Origin of the sequence: Nocardia altamirensis NBRC 108246 (assembly GCF_001612685.1) — a bacterium.
Lineage (GTDB): Bacteria > Actinomycetota > Actinomycetes > Mycobacteriales > Mycobacteriaceae > Nocardia > Nocardia altamirensis.
Genome location: NZ_BDAY01000010.1, coordinates 23,406 through 47,975 on the forward strand (window position 1 = coordinate 23,406; position 24,570 = coordinate 47,975).

Below are 24,570 nucleotides of genomic sequence, written 5' to 3' on the forward strand. Positions count from 1 at the left end.
TCGAAACCGTCGGTCAGCGTGGCGGTGCTGTGGCCCGATCACAACGCCGGGCCGACCGACACCGCGCGCGGCTGGTGGGTGTCGATCTTCCTGACCCTGATCGCCGCGCTGACGCGGTTCGGCGGGCTGGGTTCGGTGACCGACGGGGGCACGCCTGTCTTCGACGAGAAGTACTACGCCTTGCAGGCGTGGGAGATGCTGTCCAACGGGATCGGCATCGAGGACAACGCCGCGTATCCGGTGGTCGTGCACCCACCGCTCGGCAAACTGCTGATCGCGGTCGGCGAGGCGATGTTCGGCTTCACGCCGCTGGGGTGGCGGTTCTCGGCGGCCGTCGCGGGCACGGTCCTGGTGCTGCTCGTCGTCCGGATCGTGCGCAGGATGGCCCGCTCGACGTTGATCGGTGCGATCGCGGGGATCCTGGTGATCGCCGACGGTGTGAGCTTCGTGTCCGCGCGCATCGGCATGCTCGACATCTTCCTGGCGCTGTTCGTCACCGCGGCCTTCGGATGTCTGATCGTCGACCGTGACGACGTGCGGGCGCGAATGGCGAACGCCGCTCGCGAAGGACGCATCGCGACGACCTGGTTCGGCCCCCGATTGGGCGTGCGGTGGTGGCGATTCGGCGCGGGCGTGCTGGTCGGGCTCGCGTGCGCGACCAAGTGGTCGGGGATCTATTTCGTCGTCTTCTTCGGCGTGCTTTCGGTCGCCTTCGATGCCGCCGCGCGCCGCAGGTACGGGGTGCCTCGGCCGTTCCTCGGCACCATGGTGCGTGACGTGCTCCCCGCGGCGTACGCGCTGGTGCTGATCCCGACCATCGTGTATCTGGCGTCCTACGCCAACTGGTACGCGAGCGAAACCGGCATCAACCGCTACGCCGTCGGTGTCGAGGTCGGGTCGGACGGACCCTTTTCGTTCCTTCCCGATGCCTTGCGCTCACTGTGGTTCAACCACAGCAGGATCCTGAATTTCCATACCCACCTGACCAATTCGGCGGGCAACCACCATCCGTGGGAGTCCAAGCCGTGGACGTGGCCGATGGGCCTGCGTCCCATGCTCTATCACCTCACCGACCCCGAACGCACCACCGGCTGCGGGCAATCGACCTGCGTGCGCGCGATCATGCTGCTCGGCACCCCCGCGATCTGGTGGCTCGCCGTTCCCGCCCTCGCCTGGGGGCTGTGGCGCAGCGTCACGGCCAGGGATTGGCGCTACGCCGCGGTTCTCACCGGATACGGCGCGGCGTGGCTACCCTGGTTCGCCGCCTTGGACCGCCAGATGTACTTCTTCTACGCGACCGCCATGGCTCCCTTCCTCGCCATGCTGCTCGCCCTGATCTTGGGCCAATTCCTCGGCCGCACAGTCGATTCCTCCGAACGGCGCGGGACCGGACTGCTCCTGGTCTGCCTCTACCTCGGGGTGGTCATCGCCAACTTCGCCTGGATCTACCCGATCCTCACCGCCATCCCGATCACGATGTCCACCTGGCACGCCGAACTCTGGCTCCCCAGCTGGCGCTGAGCGCTCTCACGCCCGGTAGGCCCGCAGAAACGCCCGCACGCCTGCGACGATGAGCGGCTTGATCCTGGCGTCCTTCACGGCGTTGGCGGAACCGAATCTGCCGAGGGCGACCCCGAAGGTCAGCGCGATGAAGTGGTCGGCAGCGAGTCGCGCATCGGGGACATCGAGCAGCCCGGCACGGGCGAGGGCGGCGAACCGTTCGCCCATCGCCTCCTCGGGCGCGTCGGTCAACGCGTGGTCGTCGCGGTGTGGCAGGTGATCGGATCCGGTCCGGACAAGTCGTTGCAGCGTGGTGTATTCCGCCGAGTCGAGCATGTCGGCAGCGATCTGCATCGAGAACGTGACCAGGGCGGGCTCCAGCTCGGCGGCGTCGGTCAGACCGTCGAGCGTCTCGTCGAGGGTGCGCCGGATCGTGTCGAGCAGTGACTGGCCGACCCCGTCGAACACTGCGTGCAACAGGGTCTGCTTGTCGCCGAAGTAGTCGTAGACCGTCCGCTTGGACACCCCGGCACGGGCGGCGACCGCGTCGACGCTTGTTCGGTCGAAACCATCGGCTACGAACAACTCTCGGGCCGCCGACAGGATGGCCGCCCGCTTCTGGGTTGACCCCGCACGCAGCGTCTTCGCGTCTGGCATGCACGGATCGTAGCAGAACTACACTGCACGGTGTAGTGTAGTGACTGCGGTCGAGGCGTCCTCCGGCTCCCGAAAGAGCCTGGCGCACATCGAGAATCGCCCCCTGCTCACGATGAAGAGGACGCCTATGTCCACAACGCCCATGTCCAGAACACTGACTTCGCCGGTTCCCATCGGCAAACTCGCGATAGGTGCGCTCGGCACCCTGGCGCTTGCGCTTGGCAGCCTGCAGTCGGTGGTGGAGCCTGCGCTCCCGCTCCTACAACGCGAACTGGGGGTGAGTCCTGCCGAAGGCGCATTGGTCGGCAACACGGTCCTCATCACCGGCGCGGTGCTCACACCCGTCGTCGGCAAACTCGGCGACCGCTACGGCGGAAAGCGGGTCCTGATCTGGCTGATGGCGGTGGTCTCGGCCGGCGGCCTGTTGGCAGGCACGGCCCCGAACTTTCCGGTGTTGTTGCTCGGTCAGGTGCTGCAGGGCGCCATGGTCGGCGTGCTGCCCCTCTCCTTCATCCTGGTGCGCAAGCACCTCTCCGCCGGAGCGTCACAGGTGGCGATCGGCGTGGTCGTCGCGTTGTTCACCGGCGGCGGCATGGTGGGAACGGCGATTGCCGGGCCGATCGCGGCTGCGCTGTCGTGGCAGTGGATGTTCGCGCTGCCGACGATCGCGATCATCGCGACGACGGTGGTCGTCGCTCAGTTGCTGCCGCAGGATCCGCCGATCCGATCGGACAGCAGCATCGACTGGCCCGGCGTGATTCTGCTGAGCGCCACGTTGCTCGCGTTGATGATCGGGCTGGTGTCGGTGACCGGCGGCAGCCTGCCGCCACTCGCGGTCGGCGCCATTGCGATGCTCGTGGCAGCCCTCGCCACCGGATGGGTCGCCGTCGAGCGCCGGGCGGCCGCGCCGATGGTCGATCTCCGCATGCTGGCACTGCCTGCCATGCGGAATGCGTTCGTGCTCACCTTCGTCATCACCGCCAGTTTCGGGATGGTGGTCTTTCTCCTCCCGCAGCTGTTCGCGGCGTCGGCCGACGGACACGGCTTCGGCGCGGACACCACCGACATCGGGCTGCTTCTGCTGCCAGGCGCCATCGTTGGCGCGCTGAGCGATTCGGTCGGCGGGATCGCGGCGCGGCGGTTCGGTCCGCGTGCCGTCGTCATCGTCGGTGCGGTCGTCACGGCGGCCACGCTGCTCGCCCTGGCGGCGGTGCACACCGCGGCATGGCAGCTCGTTCTCGCGAAGGTGCTGGTCGCATTCGCCGCCGGCGTCGGCACCACGGCCTTGCTCGCAGGCACCGCCACCGCCGTCGCGGCCGAAGACACCGGTATTGCCACGAGCCTTCTTGTGGTGACCCGTGTGCTCGGCATCGCCATCGGCGTCCAGGTCGGCGGCGCGATCCTGGCCGCGGGAGCCGACCCGATGACGCACCAACCGACCGAATCCGCCTTCGCCACAGGCTTTCTCGTTGCCGGCCTCGTTGCCGCGCTTTCCCTGTTCGTTGTTCGTGTCACCAAGAAGGGAATCGAGGCATGACGGCTACCTCGAAGCGCACCGTGCTGATCTCCGGAGCCAGTATCGCCGGACCCGCGCTGGTGTACTGGCTGCACCGGTCCGGATTCGCGGTCACGCTCGTGGAGAAGGCGACCGCGCCACGCGGCGGTGGCTACCCCATCGACGTGCGCGGCACCGCGATAGAGGTCGTGCGGCGGATGGGCATACTGCCCCGACTGCGGGACGCGCACATCGACTCGCGACGGTTCACCTTCCTCGATGCCGAAGGCACCGAGGTGGTTTCGCTCCACCCGTATGCCGTGGCCGGGAGCGTCGAGGGACAGGATCTCGAGGTGAGCCGAGGGGATCTGACCTCGGCCCTCCACACCGCGATCCGCGACGACGTCGAGATCCTGTTCAACGATTCCATCGACACCCTCGATCAGTCCGGACACGGGATCGACGTTGCCTTCCGGAACGGGCAACAGCGCACGTTCGACCTGGTCTTCGGTGCCGACGGTATGCATTCGCGCACCAGGGAACTGCTATTCGGGCCGGAACAGCAGTTCCATCGCTACCTCGGCTACTGCTTCGCCCTGTTCACCATGCCCAACATCTTCGGCCTCTCGCGCGAGCTCACGCTGTGGAACGCCCCGGGCAAGGCTGTGGCCCTCTATGCCACCGGCCAGCCCGACGAAGTACATGCGTTCCTGAACTTTCACCGACCGGAACCGCCGTTCGATGTTCTCCGAAACCCTGACGCACAGCGCGATTTGGTCGCGGCCGCTTTCACCGATGCGGGGTGGGAGGTGCCCAGCATTGTCGACGCCATGCGTGCTGCGGATGATCTGTTCTTCGACCTGGTCGGCCAGATTCGCATGCCCGGCTGGTCGAGCGGGCGGGTCGCATTGGTCGGCGACGCCGCATACGCACCTTCGTTCCTGACCGGGCAGGGCACCAGCCTCGCGCTGTCCGGGGCTTATATGCTCGCCAATGCCCTTGCCACGCACCAAGACTACGCCGCCGCATTCGCCGCCTACGAGCAGAGCACGCGAGGGTTCGTTGCCATGAACCAAGCGCTCGTCGACAACGGTGAGGCAACGCTGTTCCCCACCACCGCGCAGGCCCTGGAGCGCCGCAACGCCATGCTGCGCGACCTCGTCACCGCGCCTCCGACGACACCACGACCCGCCCACTCGGCTCTTTCGCTGCCTGAGTTCGCCGCAATGTCATGACAGTTCACGACCGAAGCGATGTGTCTGCGACGGGTTCCAGCCGGGGTCCAAATCGGCCCCGCCGGTGCCGCTACGAAGGCTTGTTCGAGCCCCTGCACCGTAGTACTGTCCAGACAAGTGTCCATGTGTGTTCTGGACCGTGATCCCGGGAGGTCTCTCGATGACTCTGGTTACTCCGCAACGGGTTTCGGGTGGGCAGCATGAACATGGGCATCTCGAGGAGTTCCGCAGTGATCCCATCGGATTGATGCGCAGGGTGCGGGCGGAGTGCGGGAATGTCGGGGCCTTCGAGTTGGCTGGGCGCCAGGTGATTCTGCTGTCGGGGGCCGAGGCGAATGAGTTCTTCTTTCGGGCAGGCGATGACGACCTCGATCAGGGCGCGGCCTATCCGTTCATGAAGCCGATCTTCGGCGAAGGCGTCGTCTTCGACGCACCGCCGGAGCGGCGCAAGGAGATGCTGCACAACCAGGCGCTGCGGGGCGAGCAGATGCGCGGGCACGCGGAGACGATCGGGCGTGAAGTGGATCGGATGCTGGCGCGCTGGGGCGACGCGGGCGAGATCGATCTGCTGGATTTCTTTGCGGAGCTGACGATTTACACCTCGTCGGCCTGCCTGATCGGGGTCAAGTTCCGCGACGAACTCGACGACCGCTTCGCCCGGCTCTATCACGATCTGGAGCGCGGGACCGACGCGCTGGCGTACGTGGATCCGTACGCGCCGATCGAGAGTTTCCGGCGCCGGGATGCCGCGCGGGCGGAGCTGGTCGAACTGGTGCAGGGGATCATGGATCGGCGATCGGCGAATCCGCCTGCGGGCAAAGATGACCGGGACATGCTCGATGTGCTGATCTCGATCAGGGATGACAGAGGTGAGCCGCGGTTCAGTGCCAGCGAAATCACCGGCATGTTCATTTCGATGATGTTCGCGGGGCATCACACCACTTCGGGGACCGCGGCATGGACGGTAATCGAACTGCTGCGCCACCCGGACCGGCTTCGAGAGGTGGTCGCCGAACTCGATGAGCTCTACGCCGACGGCTCCGACATCAGTTTCGGTGCGCTGCGCCAGATCCCGCAACTGGAGGCGGTGGTCAAGGAGACCCTGCGACTACATCCGCCGCTGATCGTGCTGATGCGGGTGGCTCGCGGCGATTTCGCGGTGTGCGGGCACCGCATCACGCCCGGCGATCTAGTGGCGGCGACGCCTGCTGTGTCCAACCGGATCGCCGAGGACTTCCCGGATCCCGAGATGTTCGATCCCGGACGCTATTTGGATCCGAAGCAGGAGGACATCGTCAACCGATGGACCTGGATTCCGTTCGGCGCCGGCAGGCATCGCTGTGTCGGCGCGGCCTTCGCGCTGATGCAGCTGAAGGCGATCTTCTCGGTGCTGCTGCGGGATTGGGAGTTCGAAATGGCACAGCCCGCATCGAGCTACCGCAACGACCACAGCAAGATGGTGGTGCAGTTGATGCAACCCTGCACGGTGCGCTACCGCAGGCGCCGCTGAAGCACCGCTCCCCCGAACATGATTCGAGGCCCGTCCGCGCTGATGACGCGGACGGGCCTCGACTATTGCCCTCAGAGCAGCGATTCCACCGCGGTGACGAGCGCGGGCGCGTCCGGGGTCACGGTCGGCCGGAACCGCCCTGCCACCGTGCCGTCCCGGCCGATCAGGAACTTCTCGAAGTTCCACTGCACCTCACCCGCCGCGCCGTCGGCATCGGCGGTCTCGACCAGCGCCGCATACAGCGGATGCTGATCGTCGCCCTTGACGTCGGCCTTGGCCAGCAGCGGAAAGTCGACCCCGTAGGTGGTCGAGCAGAATTCCTGGATCTCCTCGGCCGTGCCGGGCTCCTGACCCATGAACTGGTTGCACGGCACCCCGACCACGCTGAAACCGCGCGGCCCGAGGGACTTCTGCAGTTCGACCAGCCCGGTGTACTGGGGCGTCAGCCCGCATTTCGATGCCACGTTGACCAGCAGCACCACATTGTCGCCGACCAGCTCGGACAGCGTCGCCGGTTTGCCGCTCAGCGTCTCTAGCGGTACGTCTCGAAGATTCATTCGTATCGGACCTGCCAATTCTTGATTCCGTTGATCCACCCCGATCGCAACCGTACCGGATCGGCGACCTGGGTGATCTTGGGCATGGCGTCGGCGATGGCGTTGAACATGAGGTCGATTTCCAGTCTGGCCAGGTTGGCGCCCACACAGAAGTGCGCGCCGGTGCCGCCGAAACCGACATGCGGATTGGGATCGCGGAGCACGTCGAAGGTGAACGGATCGGTGAACGCCGACTCGTCGAAGTTGGCCGAACCGTAGAACAGCCCGAGCCGATCGCCGCGCCGGATCCGTTGTCCGCCGAGTTCGGTGTCGCGGGTCGCCGTGCGCTGAAAGGCGGTCACCGGTGTTGCCCACCTGACGATTTCGTCGGGGGCGGTGCGCGGGCGCCGCTGCTGGTAGAGCTCCCACTGTTCCGGATTGTCCACGAATGCCTTCATTCCGTGCGTAATGGCATTGCGTGTGGTTTCGTTGCCTGCCACCGAAAGCAGGATGACGAAGAAGCCGAATTCGTCGGAGCCGAGGGATTCGCCGTCGACATCGGCGTGCACCAGCTCGGACACGATATCGCCCGCAGGCCGGCCGCGGCGCTCTTCGGCCAGGTTCCAGGCATAGCTGAGGATTTCAGCCGACGCGACCGCGGGATCACCGTAATCCGGGTCGTCATAGCTGAGCATCTGATTCGACCAGTCGAACAGCTTGCGCCGGTCCTGCTGTGGGATGCCGATGAGTTCCGCGATCGCCTGCAGCGGGAGTTCGCAGGCCACCTGTTCGACGAAGTCGCCGCCGCCCGTTTTCTTCGCCTCGTGCACAATGGCATGCGCCCGCTCGGTCAATGCGGTGCGCAATCCTTCGATGGCACGCGGCGTGAATCCCTTGGTGATGATGCGCCGGAACTTCGTGTGTTTCGGCGGGTCCATATTGACGAGCAGCACGCTGGAGGCTGCCTGCTGTTCCGGCGTTGTGGCATCGGCGGGCCGGATGATGCTGCCCTTTTGTTCGGAGGAGAACAGTTCCGCATTGCGGGAGATCTCCTTGACGTCGGCGAGGGTGCTCACCACCCAGTAGCCGCCGTCCCGGTAGCCACCCGAATATTCGTCCAGCTGCGGATTCCACCAGACCGGTGCGGTCCTGCGGAGCATCGCGAATTCTTCGACCGGCCTTCGCGATTCCCACAGCGCGGGATCGGTGAAATCGAATCCGGCAGGCAACGACGGTGCCACCACGGCAACCTCCTCGGGTACTGCGAACCGCGCCGTCCGGCGCAGCCTTGCGCGTCAGCGCAGCCTTGTTCGACGCATCAGCCGCAAGGACAGCAGCGTCGTCTTCAGTTGTTTCTCGTACGGCTGGCCTGCGCGGGCGGCGAGCACCTGCCGCTTGAGGACACCGACGTTCACCGTGTCGGTGTACTTGAGCAGGCCCTGATCGCCGTGCCGCGTCCCGACCCCCGACTGCTTCACCCCGCCGGACGGCGTGCCCTTGGCGGCGTAGGTCGCCACGAAACCGTCGTTGATGTTGATGTTGCCCGCTTGGAGTTGCGCGCCGATCCGTCCGGCGCGGGCCAGGTCTCGGCTCCACACGCTCGCGTTCAAGCCGTAGTCGGTGTCGTTGGCGAGCCGAATGGCCTCGGCGTCGTCGTCGAACGGGTACACGCTCACCACCGGGCCGAAGGTTTCCAGCCGCGCGTGCGTCATTTCCGGCGTGACGCCGGTGAGCACGGTCGCCTCGTAGAACGCCGGGCCGATGTCCGGGCGCGCCTTGCCGCCGGTCAACACTGTCGCCCCTTTGGCGCGGGCATCGTCGACATGCGCCGCTACCCGGTCCCGGTGCTGCACCGAGACCAGCGAACCGAATTCGGGACGATAGTCGTAGGCCGCGCCGATGCCTGCGTTCAATGCGTCTGCTGCGCCGACCAATCGGCGCACGAACTCGTCATATCGGCTGCGGTGCACGTAGATCCGCTCGATGTGCATGCACGCCTGGCCCGAGTTGGCGAACACCGAGAACGCCGCGCCGGGGATCACCTCGTCGAGGTTGGCGTCGTCGAGCACGATCATCGGATTCTTGCCGCCGAGCTCGAGGCTGCAGCCGATCAGGTTGCCCCCGGCCTGTGCGCCGACCACTCGGCCGGTGGCGGTCGAGCCGGTGAACATCACGAAGTCCACCGCGTCGATCAGGCTCGGCCCGATGTCGGGCCCCTCGCCGCAGACCACCTGGACCAGCCCGCGCGGCAGACCCGCCCGGTGCAGCAGCTCGACGCCGTAGAGCACACACAGCGCGGTCTTGTTGTCCGGCTTCAGGATTACGCCGTTGCCCGCCATCAACGCGGGCATGGCGTCGGAGAGCGCGATGGCGAACGGGAAGTTCCACGGCGCGATGACCGCGACCAGACCCTTGGGCCGGTGCTCCTCGGTCGAGGTGGTCAGGATCGGCAGCGGGCCGCCGCGTCGCGTCGGACGCAGCACGCGGCGTGCGGTTTTCAGGTAGTGACTGATGACCATCGGCACGTCGCAGGATTCCTCGACGGCCATCCGGCGGGTCTTGCCGCAGCCGATCTGGATGAGATCGGCGATGGTTTCGATCTCGGCGAGGATCGACTCGTGCATCCGCTCGAACACCCGCAGCCTGCTCCGCAGCGGCTGCGCGGCCCATTCCCGTTGGGCCGCACGGGCGGTCACGGCGGCGGCGCGCACGTCCTCCGGCGTCGACTGGGGCAACTGGCCGACGACCGAGCCGGTGTAGACCTCCGTCATCGCGTACGGCGCCGCGGTGCCGTCGGCGGCGACCAGGCCGGTCAGCCGCTCGAGCACGGCGTCGGTGATCCGGCCGGGCATGGTCGGGCTCTGCGTGGTGTCGGTACTCATCGAGACTTCTCCATCACGTGCGGAATCGCCGCAGGTATCGGGCCGGACATTGCCTTCGAATTAGAACACGTTCTCATTGATTGGCGTGCGGATTCGCGAAGGTCCATGGTCACTCCGCCTGATAGTCCGGCGGCCGGTTCGCCACATACTCCTTGGCCCAGCGGTAATCCGGCTTGCCGCTTGGCGCCCTGCTGACCGCGTCGGTCAGCCAGACCTGTTTCGGCACTTTGTAACCGGCCAGATGCGCGCGCACATGGCGGTCGAGCGCGGCGCCGTCGAGCGGGGCCGAGACCGAGACCACGGCCGCAACCTGCCGACCCCACCGCTCGTGCGGCACGCCGACCACCACCGCGTCGTAGATCCCGTCGTGCGCCTTCAGCACACCCTCCACCTCTTCGACGAAGACCTTCTCGCCGCCGGTGTTGATCACCATGTTGCCGCGGCCGAGCAGGGTGACCGACCCGTCCGTCTCGACCTTGGCCCGATCGTCGGTGACCACCATCCGCACGCCGTCGACCGTCTTGAACAGCCGCTCGGTCTTGGCCGGGTCCTTGTAATAGCCGATCGGCACCGAGCCGGTCTTGGCCAGCCAGCCCTCCTCGCCCGGTTCGACGCGACGTCCCTCGTCGTCGACGACGAGCGAGCCGCGCCCGGTCTGCACCCGCGGCCCGCGGCCGGGATTGTCGTCCTTCTGCGCGAAACCGATGCCGCCGAAGCCGGTTTCGGACGAACCGATCGAATCGGTGATCACCAGCGACGGAAACAGTTCCAGCAGTTCGTTCTTCACCGACTGCGACAGCAATGCCGCGCCGGAGCCGATGGCGAACAATCCGGACGCGTCGACCGGCGCAGCGCGATAGGCCGCGAGCAGCGGCCGCGCCATCGCGTCGCCGGTGATGACCATGACCTGCGGTCCATGCCGTGCCACCGCCTGCCACACCCGATCCGGATCGAAGCGCGGCTCGAACAGCACCGCGTTGCCCGACCACAGCGCGGTGAACGTCGGCATCATGGCGGCCGCGTGAATCAGCGGCGGCAGCACGAACCAGGTGACCTGCGCCCCCTGCGCGCCGACCCTGGACTGCTGGTATTCGTCGGCGACCGGTTCACCGGTGTAGAAGTCGATGCCGCCGCCGAGCACTCGCCACATGTCCTCCTGGCGCCACATGACGCCCTTCGGCATGCCGGTGGTGCCGCCGGTGTACATCATGAACAGGTCGTCGGCGCTGCGTTCGGTGCTGCGGCGTTCGGGCGCGCCCGCGGCGACGGCGTCCTCGTAATGCACGGCGTCGACCGGTGGTTCGGTGTGCGCCGTGTCGTCGTCCACCACGATCCGGTGGTGCACCGAGGGCACGGAAGCGGCGGCTTCGTGCACGGCCGCCGCATAGGTCGCGTGGTAGACGAGAGCGGCCAGGTCGGCGTTGCCGTAGACATAGCGCAGCTCTTCGACGCCGTAGCGATAATTGATGTTGATCGGCACGGCGCGAGTCTTGAAGCAGGCCAGCAACGTTTCCACGGTTTCGATGCCGTTGTGCATCTGGAATCCGATGTGCGCGCCCGCACGGATGCCGACATCGCTCAGATGCGCGGCCAATTGATTAGCCCGCGCGTCGACCTCGGCGAAGGTCAGGCTGCGGTCACCTTCGAGCAGCGCGACCCGGTCGGGCATCGCGTCGACAGCATGCTCGAACAGGTCGGCGAAATTGCGGGCCATGGTAATTCACTCTCTCGATCCTTGTCGCACCACCGTGAGCGGCAACGGGACGCCGCGGTCACTGAACGTGAAGTCTGCGCCGGTGCTGAACCGAGTGAGCGCCACTTCGGTAGATTCGGGCCGCGATTCGTCGCCGAGGGTGAGGTCGACGCGCAGCTCGTCGCCGGACACGGTGGCGCACACCGCACATCGGGGATTGACCGCGCGCGCCATCGCGGCGATCGGGGCGATGTAGTCGGTATCGACCAGTGCGGGCCACGCGCCGTCGGCCATGGCGGCGCTGTTCCGTGGCACCGTCAACCGCACCACGTCGTCGGCTTCCGCCACTCGAACACCCGTGTACGGCAGCGGGTTCCAGGCCGGATGCAGGCGAAGTACGGTCGCGAGGGCGGCCAGGTCGTCGCCGAGGCCGAGCGCCTTCCGCAACCGTTCGGCGGTGAGTCCGGCGATGCCGACGAACTGCTTGCGCACCAGCTCACGGGCACCAGTCGGGTCGAGCCGGGACCGCACCGCGACCCGAAAGCCGAGGGTCAGCAGGTGATGCTGCAAACACACCTCTTCGGCCATGCGCACCAGTGCCGACCTGGAGAAGTCCGCGAAGCGCAGATCGCTCAGCAGCGGACCCGCGTAGTCCGACTGTCCCTCCTCGTGCATGTCGATGGCGGACAGCTCGAGCCGGGCGGCGGCCGAATTCGCCACCAGGTCCGCGTTCGGCGGCAGCGGCGGCGGGACATGGGCGGGATCGATGGTGACGGTCCACGCGCACATCGGTTTCCGATCGGCGGGACGCCGCGGCGGTCGATGGATCGGCCGGACTTGCGCGTGTGGGTTGGTGGCCAGCGCGGTGGCGTCGAAGGTCGGGTCCTCGATGTCGTGGCACATGGCGAACACGAAATCGTCGCCGAGCGGCTCGACATCGAGCAGCGCGCCACAGTGCTCGAGCCAGAACTCGCCGTGCGCGCTGTCGTCGACCCTGAACCGGAAGTCCATGAACTGCGGCGGTGCGCCGATGTCGAGCTGCAGCCCCTTGAAGATGGTGACCACGTCGGCACCGGCGAAGCCGAACGCGCGCTGCATGCGCCGGGTGTAGACCGGACTCGCCAGCTGCCATTCCTCGATCGCGACGGCGGTCATGCCCGACCTGCCGAAGGCCGCGATGGTGTGCGCCATGCCCGACCTGTCGATCAGGTGGCCGCACAACAGCAGCTCGGGCAGCAAGACCCCGAGCTCGGCCCGCGTCAACTGCCCGAAACCGCTGTCCGACATCGGTGTCACCACAGCGTGGCCGGTGCCTGACCGATCGGATACCACCCGGGCAGCGGGCCCGCGATCGCGCGTTCCATCCGCTGCCGCATGCCGTCGGACAGCGCCTGCGCGCTGATCATCGCCATGAACATGTGCGACACGTTGCCGAAGTCGAAAAAGTCACGCTGCCATGACCATTGGAACTCGCCCGCGTACCGGAACCAGCTGCCGCCGATGCCCTCGGGTGAATAGGGTTGCCCGTCGGAGCGTTTCACCTCCGACACCTGTTTCCAGAAGCCGATGACGGTGCCGCTGCGGTCGTCGATGACGAACTCCTGGTACGGGTAGGTCCACCCGTCGAGGCCCTGCATCTCCTGCCCGAGCGCGAGTTCGCGGATCTCGTCGCGGCCGAGCGCCATGAATTCCTGCGTCGGCCCGTAGTTCCAGCCGTAAGTGGCGTCCTCGGTGTACATCTCGGCCAGCGGCGTCCAGTCGCCCTGTGCCTCGCAGCGCTGGTTCGCCAGCACCCAGCGCCGGATCATCTCGTCCAGTTCCGCGCGGTCGACTCCGGCCATCACCGTGCCCCTTCCGACGGCTCGATCGACAGCGCCCTGGTCGGGCAGTATTCGACGGCACGCTCGATGTCCGCGCGGGCGGCCGGATCCGGTGCCGTCATGAGGATTTCGACCTTCCCGCGCTTGGGCACGTGGAACGCGCCCGGAGCCTCGTCCTGGCATACGGCGTGGCCCTGACACAAGTCCAGGTCGGCGACGATTCTCACTGCGTGCTCCCGCCTTGGTCTTTCGGCTCATCCGGCTCCCGCAGCGGCGCCTCCGGCTGCACCTCGACGAGCACCAGATGGGCGCCACGCGGCGTGGACACCACCGCGACCACCGCCGCCGCGAGGTCGCGGGCGCGCAGCATGTTCGAGTGACGCGCGAAACCCCAGTCCCGCCATGCATCGAGCAGCGGCCCGATGACCTCGGGGGTCGAGTTCATGCCCATGCCGGTGAGCGTCGGGCCGGGCCGCACCAGTGAGGCACGAATCCCCGTGCCCTCCAATTCCATTCGCATCTGCATCGCCATCGCCTCCAAGCCCGCTTTCGCTGCGCTGTAGGCACCCGTGCGCGGCCGCGGCTCGACCGCGCAGTCGGAGCTGATCAGCACGACGTCGCCGCGACGGCGATCGAGCATGCCGGGAAGCAGCCGATGCACCAGCCGGTGCGCACCGATCAGGTGCACCTGGACCTGCTGAGCGAAATGCTCCGGGTCCATCTCGTGTACCGGCCCGAACTCGATGTCCCCGGCACTGGATACGAGAACCTCGATGGGGCCGAGCGCGTTTTCGGCAGCACCGACGAAGGCCTCGATCGATCCGGCGTCGGTGACATCCAGCCGTTGCGCGAAGGCTTCGCCGCCGTCGGCCCGAATCTTCTCGGCCAGCTCCTGGCACTGCTCGAAGCGGCGTGCGCCGAGCGCCACCGGATGCCCGAGTTCGGCGAGCGCAACGGCGGTGGCGGCGCCGATGCCGGAGGATGCACCCGACACCAGTGCCGGGCGGCGCGGCGGGTGTGCGGGGAACCGGGGCATCAGCGCACCTCCACGGTGACCGGAAGTTTCGCGAAGCCACGCACATTCGAGGAATGCACGCGCACGATCCCCGCGTCGACGACGTCGTACCCGCGCACCCGCGCCGCGAACTCACGCAGCGCGACAACGGCTTCCAGCCGGGCCAGATGCGCGCCGAGGCAGTAGTGCACGCCCGCCCCGAAACTCGCGAGCCCGGCGGTGTCGGGGCGGTCGATCCGATAGGTGTCACCGTCGGCGAACACGGCAGGGTCCCGGTTGGCCGAGCCGATCAGCAGCAGCACCTTCGCCCCCGCGGGGATGGTGCCGCCGTGATAATCCAGGTCGGTGGTGGCCGAGCGCGCGAGCACCTGCGTCGAGGTGTCGTAGCGCAGGGTCTCCTCGACCCAGTCCGGCACGGCGGCCGGTTCCACCGCGACCTTGGCGTACTCCCCCGGGTTCTTCGCCGCCCAGTACAGCGCGTTGCCGAGCAGCTTGGTCGTGGTCTCGTTGCCTGCGACGACCATCAGGAACAGGAAGCCGATGATCTCCTCGTCGGTCAGTGTGTCACCGGAGATTTCGGCGTCGAGCAGCGCCGAGGTGAGGTCGGTGGTCGGTCGGCGCCTGCGCTCGGCCAGCATCTCCGTGTAGTAGCCGAGCAGCGTGATCGAGGATTCGACGGCGGCAGGCGGAATGTCGAGCACGCCGTCCTCGCGATGCACCACCAGATCGGCGAGCCTGCGGATTTCGACGCGATCGGCAGCGGGTACGCCCATCAGCTCGGAGATGACGTCCATCGGCAGCTTGCCCGCGACCGTCTCGATCCAGTCGAAAGTCCCTTCGGCCAGCGCCGGTTCGAGATACGACATGGTCAATTCTTTGATCCGGTCCTGCATTTCGGCCACGCGCTTCGGCGTGAAGCCCTTGTAGACCAGCCGCCGCAGCCGCAGGTGCCGCGGATCGTCCATGGCCAGAAACGACATCACCCGGTGCGCGTGCGGGCCCCAGGCGGCCGGATCGAGCGAGACGCCGTTGGCGCTGGACAACCGGGCGCTGTCCCGGAATCCCGCGGTGACGTCGGCGTGCCGGGACAACGCCCAGAAATCCAGGTCGGCGTTGTAGTAGAGCGGTGCCTCCGTGCGCAACCGGTGATAGGTCGGGTACGGGTCCTCGTGACATCGGTAGTCGTACGGATCGAACACCAAGGGTTCCACTGCGGCTGTCACCACTCGCACCCCGCAATCGAGAACACGTTCTCCGGGTCGCGATCGAGGCTGATCGCCATGGGAGACACATAACTGGACATGTGTCTGGACGGTACCATCGGCCCACACCTCCGACAATGGTTCCGCTGGATTACCAACACCATTGCGCACGACGCGGCCAACCCGCACGGAAACCGTCGAGATTTCCCACCCAGCGAGCGCCGCGTCGTTGAGAATGGCTGTGTTAGAACGCGTTCTTGCGCAAAATCGCGGGCCGAGACTATATTCCGTACACGTGTCCAGACAGCATCGGAGCAACGCATGACCAGCCTGCTGCCCAGCGCCCGGCTGTTGATCGGCGGCAAGCTGGTCGAAGGGGCGGACGGCGTCTTCGCCACGGTGAATCCGGCGACCGAGGAGGTGATCGGGCACGCGGCGAACGCCGACGCGGCCGATATGGACGCGGCGATCACCGCAGCCCGCGCCGCATTCGACGACACGGACTGGTCGCGCGAGCACGCCTTCCGCGCCCACTGCCTGGAACAGTTGCGCACCGCGCTCGGCGCGCACCTCGAAGACCTGCGCACACTCACCATCGCCGAAGCGGGCGCACCAGCCATGCTCACCCGTGGACCGCAGCTGGACGGCCCGGTCGCCGACCTCGCCTACTCGGCCGAGCTTGCCGAAACCTACAGCTGGGAAACCGATCTCGGTGTCGCGCAGCCGATGGGCATCAAGACCCGACGAGTACTTCGCCGCGAACCCGTCGGCGTAGTCGGCGCGATCACCCCGTGGAACTTCCCGCATCAGATCACCTTCGCCAAGCTCGGCCCCGCGCTCGCCGCCGGAAACACCGTGGTGCTCAAGCCCGCTCCCGACACCCCGGGCTGCGCGGCGGCGGTCGGCGCGATCATCGCCGAGGAAACCGATATTCCGGCAGGCGTGGTGAATATCGTGACCTCGTCCGACCACGGGCTCGGCGCTCAGCTCACCGAGGATCCGCGGGTCGATCTCATCAGCTTCACCGGCTCGACCCAGACCGGTCGGGCCGTGATGCGCAGCGCGGCAACAACACTCAAGAAGGCCTTCCTCGAGCTCGGCGGCAAGTCCGCGTTCATCGTGCTCGACGACGCGAATATCGCCGCGGCCTGCGGAGTGGCGGCGTTCTCGGTCTGCGTGCACGCCGGACAGGGCTGCGCGATCACCACCCGGCTGCTGGTGCCCCGCAGCGAGTACGACGAGGCGGTGCAGGCGGCCGCGGCCACCCTCGCAGGCATCAGGCCCGGCGATCCCACCGACCCGCGCACGGTGTGCGGGCCGCTCATCTCCGCACGGCAGCGCGCCAGGGTGGAGCGCTATCTCGAGATCGCGCGAGCCGAAGGCGGCCGCATCGTGGTAGGCGGTGGCAGGCCTGCGCACCTGGAGCGCGGCTTCTTCGTCGAGCCGACACTCATTGCGGGCGTTTCGAATAGCGCGACCGTCGCAAGAGAAGAGATCTTCGGACCGGTGCTGGTCGTCATTCCGTACGACGGCGACGACGACGCAATCCGGCTGGCCAACGACTCCCCCTACGGCCTGTCCGGCTCGGTGTGGGGCACCGACCCCGAACGAATCCGCCGGGTCACCAACGGTGTCCGCACCGGGACGCTCAGCGTGAACGGCGGCGTCTGGTACTCCGCCGACGCTCCGTTCGGCGGCTACAAGCAGTCCGGCATCGGCAGGGAGATGGGCGTGGCCGGGTTCGAGGAATACCTGGAAACCAAGCTGGTCGCGACCGCGGGATAAGAGGAGCACTGTCATGGCCCGATTCGCGGGAAGATCCGTCATCGTCACCGGTGCGGCACAGGGCATCGGCGCCGTCTACGCCGCGGCGCTCGCCGCCGAAGGCGCGAATGTCGTTGTCGCGGACAAGAATGCCGAGCGCGGGCAGGAGGTCACCGCGAAGATCGGCGCCGACGGCGGCACCGCGGTGTTCGGCGACGTCGATGTGTCCGATCCCGAATCGGCCGCCGCCCTCGCCGCATTCACGGTCGCCGAGTTCGGCGGCATCGACCACCTGGTGAACAACGCGGCGATCTACGGCGAGATGAAGGTCAACCTGCTGCTCACCGTGCCCTGGGACTACTACAAGAAGTTCATGAGCGTGAACATGGACGGCGCACTGAACATGACCCGCGCCGTGTGGCCGCACATGCGTAAGAACGGCGGCTCCATCGTCAACCAATCCTCCACCGCCGCATGGATGTACGCCAGCTTCTACGGTCTCGCCAAGGTCGGCATCAACGGCCTGACCCAGCAGTTGGCGTTCGAGCTCGGCGGCTCGAACATCCGGATCAACGCCATCGCACCGGGTCCGATCGATACCGACGCCACCAAGACGGTGACACCTGACGTCATCGTCGAGGACATGATCAAGCGGCTGCCGCTCAAACGGATGGGGACACCGGAGGATCTGGTCGGCGCGTGCCTGTATCTGCTGTCCGACGAGGCGAGCTGGGTCACCGGGCAGATCGTCAATGTCGATGGCGGACAGGTGTTCCGGTGATGGACGACGCACGGATCGGCTTCATCGGGCTCGGCGCCATGGGCGCGCCGATGGCCACCCGGCTGTTGGCCTGGCCCGGCGGCCTGACGGTCTGCGACGTCCGGCCCGAAGCGGTACAGCCCTACACCGAGGCCGGCGCCACCGCCGTCCGGTCGCCTGCCGAGGTGGCCGCACAGGCCGCGGTCGTCTCGGTGGCGGTGGTCGACGACGCCCAGGTGCGCGACGTGCTCACCGGCCCGGACGGCGTCTTGCGCAGTGCCGCACCGGGAACCGTTGTTGCGGTGCACTCCACCATCAGCGACCGCACCGCGGAGCAGCTCGGCGCCGAATGTGCCACGCACGGCGTCGAATTCGTCGATGCTCCGGTCAGCGGGGGCGCACCCGGCGCGAAACGGGGCGCGCTCGCCGTGCTGGTCGGCGGCAGCGACGCGGCGTTCGAGCGCGTGAGTGCGCCGTTCGGCTGCTTCGCCGACCTGATCGTGCACGCCGGGCCAGTCGGTGCGGGAACGCGAATGAAACTGGCGCGCAACCTCCTCCACTTCATCGCCTTCACCGCAGCCACCGAAGCTCAGCGGCTGGCCGAGGCGGCCGGACTCGACATCACCACGCTCGGCAAGGTGGTGCGGCACTCCGATGCCGTCACCGGCGGGCCCGGCGCGATCATGCTGCGCGACCGCACCGCGCCCATCGAGGAGGGCGACTTCTGGCTGCCGATCCTGCGCCACGTCCGCGACCTCGGCGAGAAGGACCTCACCCTCGCGCTTGAGCTCGGCGCACGCCTCGACGTCCCCCTCCCCCTCGCCGAACTCGCACTGCAACACCTCGGTCCAGGCCTCGGCGTACCGCCATCCGAAAGGCAATCCTTATGAGTGACAACGGTTCCGGTGATTCCGTGCGCGAACGCGGGCTGGCCAAGATGGCCGAGGTGTACGGCACCGAGTTCCAGGACTACCCCGGCAGCCACTTCGCGGTCACCGCCGATCACCTCTTCGCCGACATCTGGTCGCGCACCGCGCTGTCCATCCGCGATCGACGGCTGCTCCTACTCGGCGCGCTCACCGCACAGGGCGCCATCGACACTGCGGGCATCCAGATCGGCGCCGCGCTGCGTAACGAAGAACTCACCGAGGAGCAACTGCACGAGATCGCGGTGTTCCTCTGCCATTACGTCGGGTGGCCGAACGGCACCAAACTCGACCTGCTCGTCGGCACCATAGTCGCGCAGCAGAAGAAGCAAGCCCGCCAGCAGACCGCACCGACCGAGTGAAGGACCCGAAACATGTCTGATGCCAGCACCCTTCGTCCGGTACGCGCGAGCACGATCGCCCAGTGGGATCACCAGGCCGATGTCGTGGTGGCCGGTTACGGCATCGCCGGAGTGTGCGCCGCGATCGAAGCGGCGCGCGCGGGTGCCGAGGTGCTGATCCTCGAACGCACCGGCGGCTGGGGCGGGGCCGCCGCGATGGCCGGCGGTTTCATCTATCTGGGCGGCGGGACGCCGCTGCAGCGGGCGCTCGGTTTCGAGGACACCCCGGAGAACATGGAGACGTTCCTGCTCGCCGCCCTCGGCCCCGGCGTGGACAAGGCGAAGATCGCCGACTACTGCCGAGGCAGCGTCGAGCACTACAACTGGCTGGTCTCCTGCGGTGTGCCGTTCCGCGAGGCCTTCTGGGGTGAGCCCGGCTGGGAGCCGCCGCACGACGAGGGCCTGATGTATTCCGGCGGCGAGAACGCCGCACCGTTCAACGCGATCGCGAAACCGGCGCCGCGCGGGCATGTTCCGCAGTTCGCCGACAAGAAGATCGGACGCAAGAGCGGCGGCTACATGCTGATGAAGCCGCTGGCCGAGACCGCCGAATCGCTCGGTGTGCGTGTCGAATACGACCTGCGGATCACCCGCCTGGTCGTCGACGACGACGAGCGCGTCGTCGGCGTGCTCGCCCGCCGCTACGGCACCGAGGTGGCGATCCGCGCCGAACGCGGCATCGTCTTGGCCACCGGCAGTTTCGCCTACCACCAGCAGATGATCGAGGGCTACGCGCCGCGGCTGATCGGTCGCCCGGCCGCCGCCATCGAAGAACACGACGGCATCGGTATCCGGGTCGCCCAGGCGCTCGGCGCCGACCTCGCGCACATGGACGCGACCGAGGTGGCGTTCTTCGGCGATCCGCAGCTGATGGCCCGCGGCATCCTCGTCAACGGCCGCGGCCAGCGGTTTATCGCCGAGGACACCTACCCTGGCCGGATCGGGCAGGCGGCGCTGATCCAGCAGGAGAACCAGGCGTTCCTGGTCATCGATGAGGCCTCCTATGAGGCGGGGCTCGCCACCGAGACGGCAACGCCGTTCTTCCGGCAGCCGCCGACCTGGGCGGCCGAGACGGTGGCCGAGCTGGAACACGACATGGGACTGCCGACGCTCGCGCTGCAAGCCACCGTCGACTGCTACAACCTGCACGCTGGCGACGGCATCGATCCGCTGCTCGGTAAGAAGCCGGAATGGGTTCGGCCACTGCGTGGTCCGCTTGCCGCATTCGACATGCGCGGCTGCACTGCGGGTTTCACGCTCGGCGGGCTGCGCACCGATCTCGATTCCCGGGTGCTGCACGTCTCCGGCGCGCCGATCGCCGGCTTGTTCGCCGCAGGACGCTGCACCTCCGGATTGTGCGCGGGCGGCTACGTGAGCGGAGCGTCGCTGGGCGACGGCAGTTTCTACGGCCGTCGGGCCGGTATCGCCGCGGCGAAGAACTGATCCGGCCGAGTAGCATCCAGACACATGTCCGAACCCGAGTCCGTCATCGTCGAGGCGACCCGCCGCAGGCTGTCCGGTAAGCAGGCCGACACCGTCGACAAGCTCACCAGGGCGGCGGTGGAAGTGCTTGCCCGCGAAGGGTTCGCGGGGATGACCATCCGGATGGTCGCGGCTGCGGCGGGGGTCGGCACGGCGACCGCGTACACCTACTTCTCCTCGAAGGAGCATCTGGTCGCCGAGATCTTCTGGCGGCGTTTGATTTCCGCGCCGTCGCCGGCGAGCGAGGACGCGGATCCGACCGTCCGCGTAGTTGCCGAGCTGCGCACCATCGCGCTGCTGGTGGCCGACGAACAGGAGCTGTCCGGCGCGGTGAACAGCGCACTGCTCGGCCGCGATCCCGATGTGGTGCACCTGCGCGGCCGTATCGGGACAGAGATCCGGAAGCGGATCATCCGGGCGCTCGGGCCCGATCCGGACCTCGATATCGTGGAATCGCTGGAGCTGCTGTACGCGGGCGCACTCGTGCGGGCCGGAATGGGTTACGCATCGTACTCGGAGATCGCCGACCGCATCGAAAAGTCCGCGCTGCTCCTGCTCCGCTAGCTCACACCAGCGGCACGAGCACCAGCGCGACGGCGGCGAGGACATCGACGACGGCGCAGAGTTCCGCATACCAGCGCGGCACCATCCGGTCCGCGCGATGATGCCAGACATCCCACGCACCGTGCGCAAGGAATCCGACGGCGAGCAGAACACGGGCAAGCGGGTCGTCGACGAACAGCACGACCGCGGCGAGACCGACAAAGGCGAGCAGGGCTGTTGCCTGCGCCAGCAACACATTTCGGCCGTGCAGATGACGCCGGTACATGCCGAAGAGCGGGTAGGCGACCGCCGCTGCGATCAGGGCAACGATGGCGAACCGCGTGCCCTCTGGCCGCACCGCCGCGGCGGCGAGCACCACGCCGATGCCGAGCAGCGTCGGCCACCGGCGTTTCAAGACAGCGACCAGAGCATTGTCTGACCGCGGGATTGCCTGCGTTGTTTCAGTGACCATGGCCTCACCGTGCCCGCCACGCCCACGACCGCACAATCTCTGCCATCAGTGATGTCCGAAAACTTGGGATCCCTGTCGTTCGACGTACCCTCGATGGGTGCGCGAAGTCGTCATCATCGGATACCACGACAGCGAGCTCGTCGAGATTTCCGGCGTCTCCAGCTGTCTGGATGTGGCGAACCGGATCGGTGTCACGCCGCAGTATCGGGTGCGGCTCGCGACGCCGGGTGGCAACGACATCGCGTGCCAGTCCGGCCTGGTGCTGCGCGGCGAGCACAGCCTCGAACGGCTCACCGGGCCGCTCGACACCCTGATCGTCAGCGGCGGCTTCGGCAGTCGTGCCGCCGCGGACAACGCCCGCGTGACGAGCCACGTGCGCAGGCTGGCCGCCGAAAGCAGGCGGGTCGCCTCGGTCTGCACCGGCGCCGAAATCCTCGCCGCCGCAGGGTTACTCGACGGGAAGCGGATCACAACGCACTGGCTCTTCGCCGATCGGATCGCCGCGCAGTATCCGAACGTCACCATGGATGCAGGCCCGATCTACATCCGCGAGCACAACGTGACCACGGCCGCGGGCGTCACCAGCGCCTTCGATCTGGCGTTGGCCTTCATCGAGGACGATCACGGCGCCGCCGTCGCCCGCGAGGTGGCCCGAGCGCAAGTGACCTACCTGCACCGACCGGGCAATCAGGCACAGATGAGCATGTTCGTTGCCGCACCACCTGCCGACCACGACCTGGTGCGCCGCGCCGTCGGCTACATCAACAGCCACCTCGACGAAGATCTGTCCGCGAAGCGCGTCGCGGGCGAAATCGGGGTCAGCGAACGACATCTCACTCGATTGTTCGTCGCCGAGCTTGGCCAGGCGCCCGGCCGTTTCGTGCGCCGCTCCCGGACCGAGGCCGCCGCCCAACTACTGGCAGGCACGCGCCTGCCGGTCGCCGGGATCGCCACCAGGTGCGGATTCGGCTCGGCCGAAACCCTGCGCCAGGCGTTCACCGACCGCTATGGCACCTCGCCGTCGCGGTTCCGGGCCGCCTACGCGGACAGCGATACCGCGGCCGATCAGGATTCGGCGGGCACCGGGACCTCGGTGTAGCCGAACGCGACGAGCTGCTTGACCGGATCGTGGTAGCTGACCCACTCGCAGATCTTGCCGTCGCGGAACCGGAAGATGTTGAGGTAGTCGTTGCGGTAGGGCCGTCCGGTGGACTCGACCACCATGTCGCCCTTCGTTTCGACCAGGAAGCTGTCGGAGTCGAGCAGCGGCTCGATCTTGGTCACCCACATCGCGTAGCGCTCGTACCGGTCGACTGCCGAACTGGTCTGGCGAATCTGATCCTTGCCGTCGGCGCTGTTCGGGAATCCAGGCAGCTGGTACGGGATCGACATGTGCACATCGTCGGTGCACAGCGCCAGGAAACCTTCGAAATCCTTCACCGAGGTGAGCTGGTAGAACTTCTCGATCGTCGCCATCTTCTGCGCACGGTCGTCGTGTGCCATCTCCATCACGCCTTTCCAGAAGTGGAACCGTATGGGCTACCGTAAGGCTAACCAACATTTGCGACCGATCGTTCGTTTGGTGACCGGCCTCACCTTCCGCCCGCGGAATCACCAGCCGATCGGCGTGTTGACACAAATATGACCTCGGCACTTCCCACCGTCCGGTTCTCCATCCTGGACCGCTCTCGTGTCCGGCGCGAGCAGACCCATTCCGCGGCGCTGCGCGACACCGTCGAATTCGCCAGGCTCGCCGAAGAGTGGGGCTACCACCGGTTTTGGGTGTCCGAACACCACAGCGTGCCCGGCGTGGCAGGCTCGGCGCCGACCGTACTCGCGGCGGCCGCCGCGGCGGCGACCACCCACATCCGGATCGGCACCGGCGGGGTGATGCTGCCCAACCATCAGCCGCTGATCGTCGCCGAGCAGTTCGGCGTGCTGGAGTCGCTGTATCCGGGACGGATCGACATGGGTCTCGGGCGGTCGGTCGGCTTCACCGACGGTGTCCGCCGCGCGCTCGGCCACGACAAACGCGATGCCGAGGATTTCGATGCCCAGCTCACCGAGCTGCTCGACTACTTCGACCACGGGCGCAACGGGGTGCACGGCTGGCCCGCCGAGGGCTTGCGGGTGCCCGCGTTTCTGCTCGCGACCGGATCGGGCGCCGACCGGGCCGCCGCGTTCGGGCTGCCGCTGGTGATCGCTGCGGTGGGTGGCGAAGACCGGATGGTCGAGGCGATCGAGCGCTACCGCGCCGGGTTCCAGGTAACGGCGTGGGGCGCGGAACCGTATGTGGTCGTTTCGGGTTCGGTCGTCATTGCCGACACCACTGAGCAGGCGCACCGACTGCTGCTGCCGGAGGCATGGTCGAACGCGTACTCGCGGACCCGAGGCGAATTCCCGACCTTGATCCCGCCCGCGGAGATCGAGGCGTTGGACATGACCGATCGGGAGCGCCGGATCTTCGAGGAGTCGCTGCTCGGGCACATCCACGGCACCGAAGACGAGGTCGCCGACCAGCTGGAGCACCTCGTCACCCGCACGGGCGCCGACGAAATCCTGGTGCACACAAGCACTTACGATCGGGCCGCGCGCCTGGAGTCGCATCGCAGGCTGGCGCGGCTGACCGGGCTGCTCGCGTCCGACGCCAACAGGAGCAAAGCGGCGGTGTAGTCGC

General features: G+C 67.3%; 24 protein-coding genes. 12 read left to right on the forward strand and 12 right to left on the reverse strand.

Annotated elements, in window-relative coordinates:
- The first annotated feature begins 18 nt into the window (after positions 1-18).
- A complete protein-coding gene (locus NA11_RS06330; RefSeq protein ID WP_245745754.1) occupies positions 19-1,521 on the forward strand; it encodes a dolichyl-phosphate-mannose--protein mannosyltransferase in 1,503 nt (500 codons plus the stop codon).
- 6 nt (positions 1,522-1,527) lie between these two features.
- On the opposite strand, the gene NA11_RS06335 is transcribed toward NA11_RS06330, so the two are convergent.
- Positions 1,528-2,157 (reverse strand): TetR/AcrR family transcriptional regulator, encoded by a 630-nt coding sequence (locus NA11_RS06335; protein WP_069160821.1) that lies wholly within the window; start codon positions 2,155-2,157, stop codon positions 1,528-1,530.
- 142 nt (positions 2,158-2,299) lie between these two features.
- Between NA11_RS06335 and NA11_RS06340 the strand changes: the two genes are divergently transcribed.
- From NA11_RS06340 to cyp51, 3 genes are all read left to right on the forward strand, one after another.
- On the forward strand, positions 2,300-3,694 hold the full coding sequence (locus NA11_RS06340; protein ID WP_069160822.1) for an MFS transporter: 1,395 nt from the start codon (positions 2,300-2,302) through the stop codon (positions 3,692-3,694).
- Positions 3,691-4,887 carry an FAD-dependent monooxygenase gene (locus NA11_RS06345; RefSeq protein WP_069160823.1) on the forward strand — a complete coding sequence of 399 codons (1,197 nt, stop codon included), beginning with the start codon at positions 3,691-3,693 and terminating at the stop codon, positions 4,885-4,887. The genes NA11_RS06340 and NA11_RS06345 overlap by 4 nt, the downstream gene beginning before the upstream one ends.
- 160 nt (positions 4,888-5,047) lie before the next feature.
- Positions 5,048-6,397 (forward strand): lanosterol 14-alpha demethylase, encoded by a 1,350-nt coding sequence (cyp51, locus tag NA11_RS06350; protein WP_069160984.1) that lies wholly within the window; start codon positions 5,048-5,050, stop codon positions 6,395-6,397.
- A gap of 71 nt (positions 6,398-6,468) precedes the next feature.
- On the opposite strand, the gene NA11_RS06355 is transcribed toward cyp51, so the two are convergent.
- From NA11_RS06355 to NA11_RS06395, 9 genes are all read right to left on the reverse strand, one after another.
- Entirely contained in the window at positions 6,469-6,954 is a 486-nt protein-coding gene (locus NA11_RS06355) for a glutathione peroxidase (RefSeq protein ID WP_069160824.1), read from the reverse strand.
- The gene (locus NA11_RS06360) at positions 6,951-8,177 is read right to left on the reverse strand and encodes a cytochrome P450 (protein WP_069160825.1); all 1,227 of its coding nucleotides are present in this window, start codon (positions 8,175-8,177) and stop codon (positions 6,951-6,953) included. Before NA11_RS06360 ends, NA11_RS06355 begins: the two co-directional genes overlap by 4 nt.
- Before the next feature lie 51 nt (positions 8,178-8,228).
- Complete coding sequence (locus tag NA11_RS06365) at positions 8,229-9,815, reverse strand: succinic semialdehyde dehydrogenase (protein ID WP_069160826.1); 1,587 nt, start codon at positions 9,813-9,815, stop codon at positions 8,229-8,231.
- Positions 9,816-9,924: 109 nt separating this feature from the next.
- Positions 9,925-11,529 (reverse strand): acyl-CoA synthetase, encoded by a 1,605-nt coding sequence (locus NA11_RS06370; RefSeq protein WP_069160827.1) that lies wholly within the window; start codon positions 11,527-11,529, stop codon positions 9,925-9,927.
- Between the two features lie 6 nt (positions 11,530-11,535).
- Positions 11,536-12,795: a hypothetical protein gene (locus NA11_RS06375; RefSeq protein WP_069160985.1), complete on the reverse strand. Its 1,260-nt coding sequence runs from the start codon at positions 12,793-12,795 to the stop codon at positions 11,536-11,538.
- Positions 12,796-12,800: 5 nt separating this feature from the next.
- Entirely contained in the window at positions 12,801-13,349 is a 549-nt protein-coding gene (locus NA11_RS06380) for a Cif family virulence factor (protein WP_069160828.1), read from the reverse strand.
- Positions 13,349-13,555 (reverse strand): ferredoxin, encoded by a 207-nt coding sequence (locus tag NA11_RS06385; protein WP_069160829.1) that lies wholly within the window; start codon positions 13,553-13,555, stop codon positions 13,349-13,351. Before NA11_RS06385 ends, NA11_RS06380 begins: the two co-directional genes overlap by 1 nt.
- A complete protein-coding gene (locus tag NA11_RS06390; protein ID WP_069160830.1) occupies positions 13,552-14,364 on the reverse strand; it encodes an SDR family oxidoreductase in 813 nt (270 codons plus the stop codon). The genes NA11_RS06385 and NA11_RS06390 overlap by 4 nt, the downstream gene beginning before the upstream one ends.
- Positions 14,364-15,569: a cytochrome P450 gene (locus NA11_RS06395; RefSeq protein ID WP_141717457.1), complete on the reverse strand. Its 1,206-nt coding sequence runs from the start codon at positions 15,567-15,569 to the stop codon at positions 14,364-14,366. Before NA11_RS06395 ends, NA11_RS06390 begins: the two co-directional genes overlap by 1 nt.
- Before the next feature lie 297 nt (positions 15,570-15,866).
- Here NA11_RS06395 and NA11_RS06400 point away from each other — a divergent pair, with 297 nt between their 5' ends.
- Genes NA11_RS06400 through NA11_RS06425 form a run of 6 tightly spaced genes read left to right on the forward strand, consistent with a single transcriptional unit; the run spans position 15,867 to position 21,442 of the window.
- Positions 15,867-17,330, forward strand: coding sequence for an aldehyde dehydrogenase (locus NA11_RS06400; protein ID WP_069160831.1), 1,464 nt, complete (start codon positions 15,867-15,869; stop codon positions 17,328-17,330).
- A 13-nt stretch (positions 17,331-17,343) separates the two neighbouring features.
- Entirely contained in the window at positions 17,344-18,090 is a 747-nt protein-coding gene (locus NA11_RS06405) for an SDR family oxidoreductase (protein ID WP_069160832.1), read from the forward strand.
- Positions 18,090-18,959, forward strand: a complete 870-nt coding sequence (locus NA11_RS06410; protein WP_069160833.1) for an NAD(P)-dependent oxidoreductase — start codon at positions 18,090-18,092, stop codon at positions 18,957-18,959. The genes NA11_RS06405 and NA11_RS06410 overlap by 1 nt, the downstream gene beginning before the upstream one ends.
- Positions 18,956-19,357, forward strand: a complete 402-nt coding sequence (locus tag NA11_RS06415; protein WP_069160834.1) for a carboxymuconolactone decarboxylase family protein — start codon at positions 18,956-18,958, stop codon at positions 19,355-19,357. Before NA11_RS06410 ends, NA11_RS06415 begins: the two co-directional genes overlap by 4 nt.
- A gap of 12 nt (positions 19,358-19,369) precedes the next feature.
- The gene (locus tag NA11_RS06420; protein WP_069160835.1) at positions 19,370-20,839 is read left to right on the forward strand and encodes an FAD-dependent oxidoreductase; all 1,470 of its coding nucleotides are present in this window, start codon (positions 19,370-19,372) and stop codon (positions 20,837-20,839) included.
- A gap of 24 nt (positions 20,840-20,863) precedes the next feature.
- The gene (locus tag NA11_RS06425) at positions 20,864-21,442 is read left to right on the forward strand and encodes a TetR/AcrR family transcriptional regulator (protein WP_069160836.1); all 579 of its coding nucleotides are present in this window, start codon (positions 20,864-20,866) and stop codon (positions 21,440-21,442) included.
- A gap of 1 nt (position 21,443) precedes the next feature.
- Here NA11_RS06425 and NA11_RS06430 read toward each other — a convergent pair whose 3' ends face one another.
- Positions 21,444-21,836, reverse strand: coding sequence for a hypothetical protein (locus tag NA11_RS06430; RefSeq protein ID WP_084654224.1), 393 nt, complete (start codon positions 21,834-21,836; stop codon positions 21,444-21,446).
- 154 nt (positions 21,837-21,990) lie between these two features.
- On the opposite strand from NA11_RS06430, the gene NA11_RS06435 reads away from it, so the two are divergent.
- Positions 21,991-22,992: a GlxA family transcriptional regulator gene (locus tag NA11_RS06435; protein ID WP_069160838.1), complete on the forward strand. Its 1,002-nt coding sequence runs from the start codon at positions 21,991-21,993 to the stop codon at positions 22,990-22,992.
- Here NA11_RS06435 and NA11_RS06440 read toward each other — a convergent pair.
- Positions 22,959-23,396: a nuclear transport factor 2 family protein gene (locus NA11_RS06440; RefSeq protein WP_167837580.1), complete on the reverse strand. Its 438-nt coding sequence runs from the start codon at positions 23,394-23,396 to the stop codon at positions 22,959-22,961. The genes NA11_RS06435 and NA11_RS06440 overlap by 34 nt on opposite strands.
- Before the next feature lie 138 nt (positions 23,397-23,534).
- Between NA11_RS06440 and NA11_RS06445 the strand changes: the two genes are divergently transcribed.
- Positions 23,535-24,566: an LLM class flavin-dependent oxidoreductase gene (locus tag NA11_RS06445; RefSeq protein WP_069160840.1), complete on the forward strand. Its 1,032-nt coding sequence runs from the start codon at positions 23,535-23,537 to the stop codon at positions 24,564-24,566.
- The last annotated feature ends 4 nt before the right edge of the window (positions 24,567-24,570 follow it).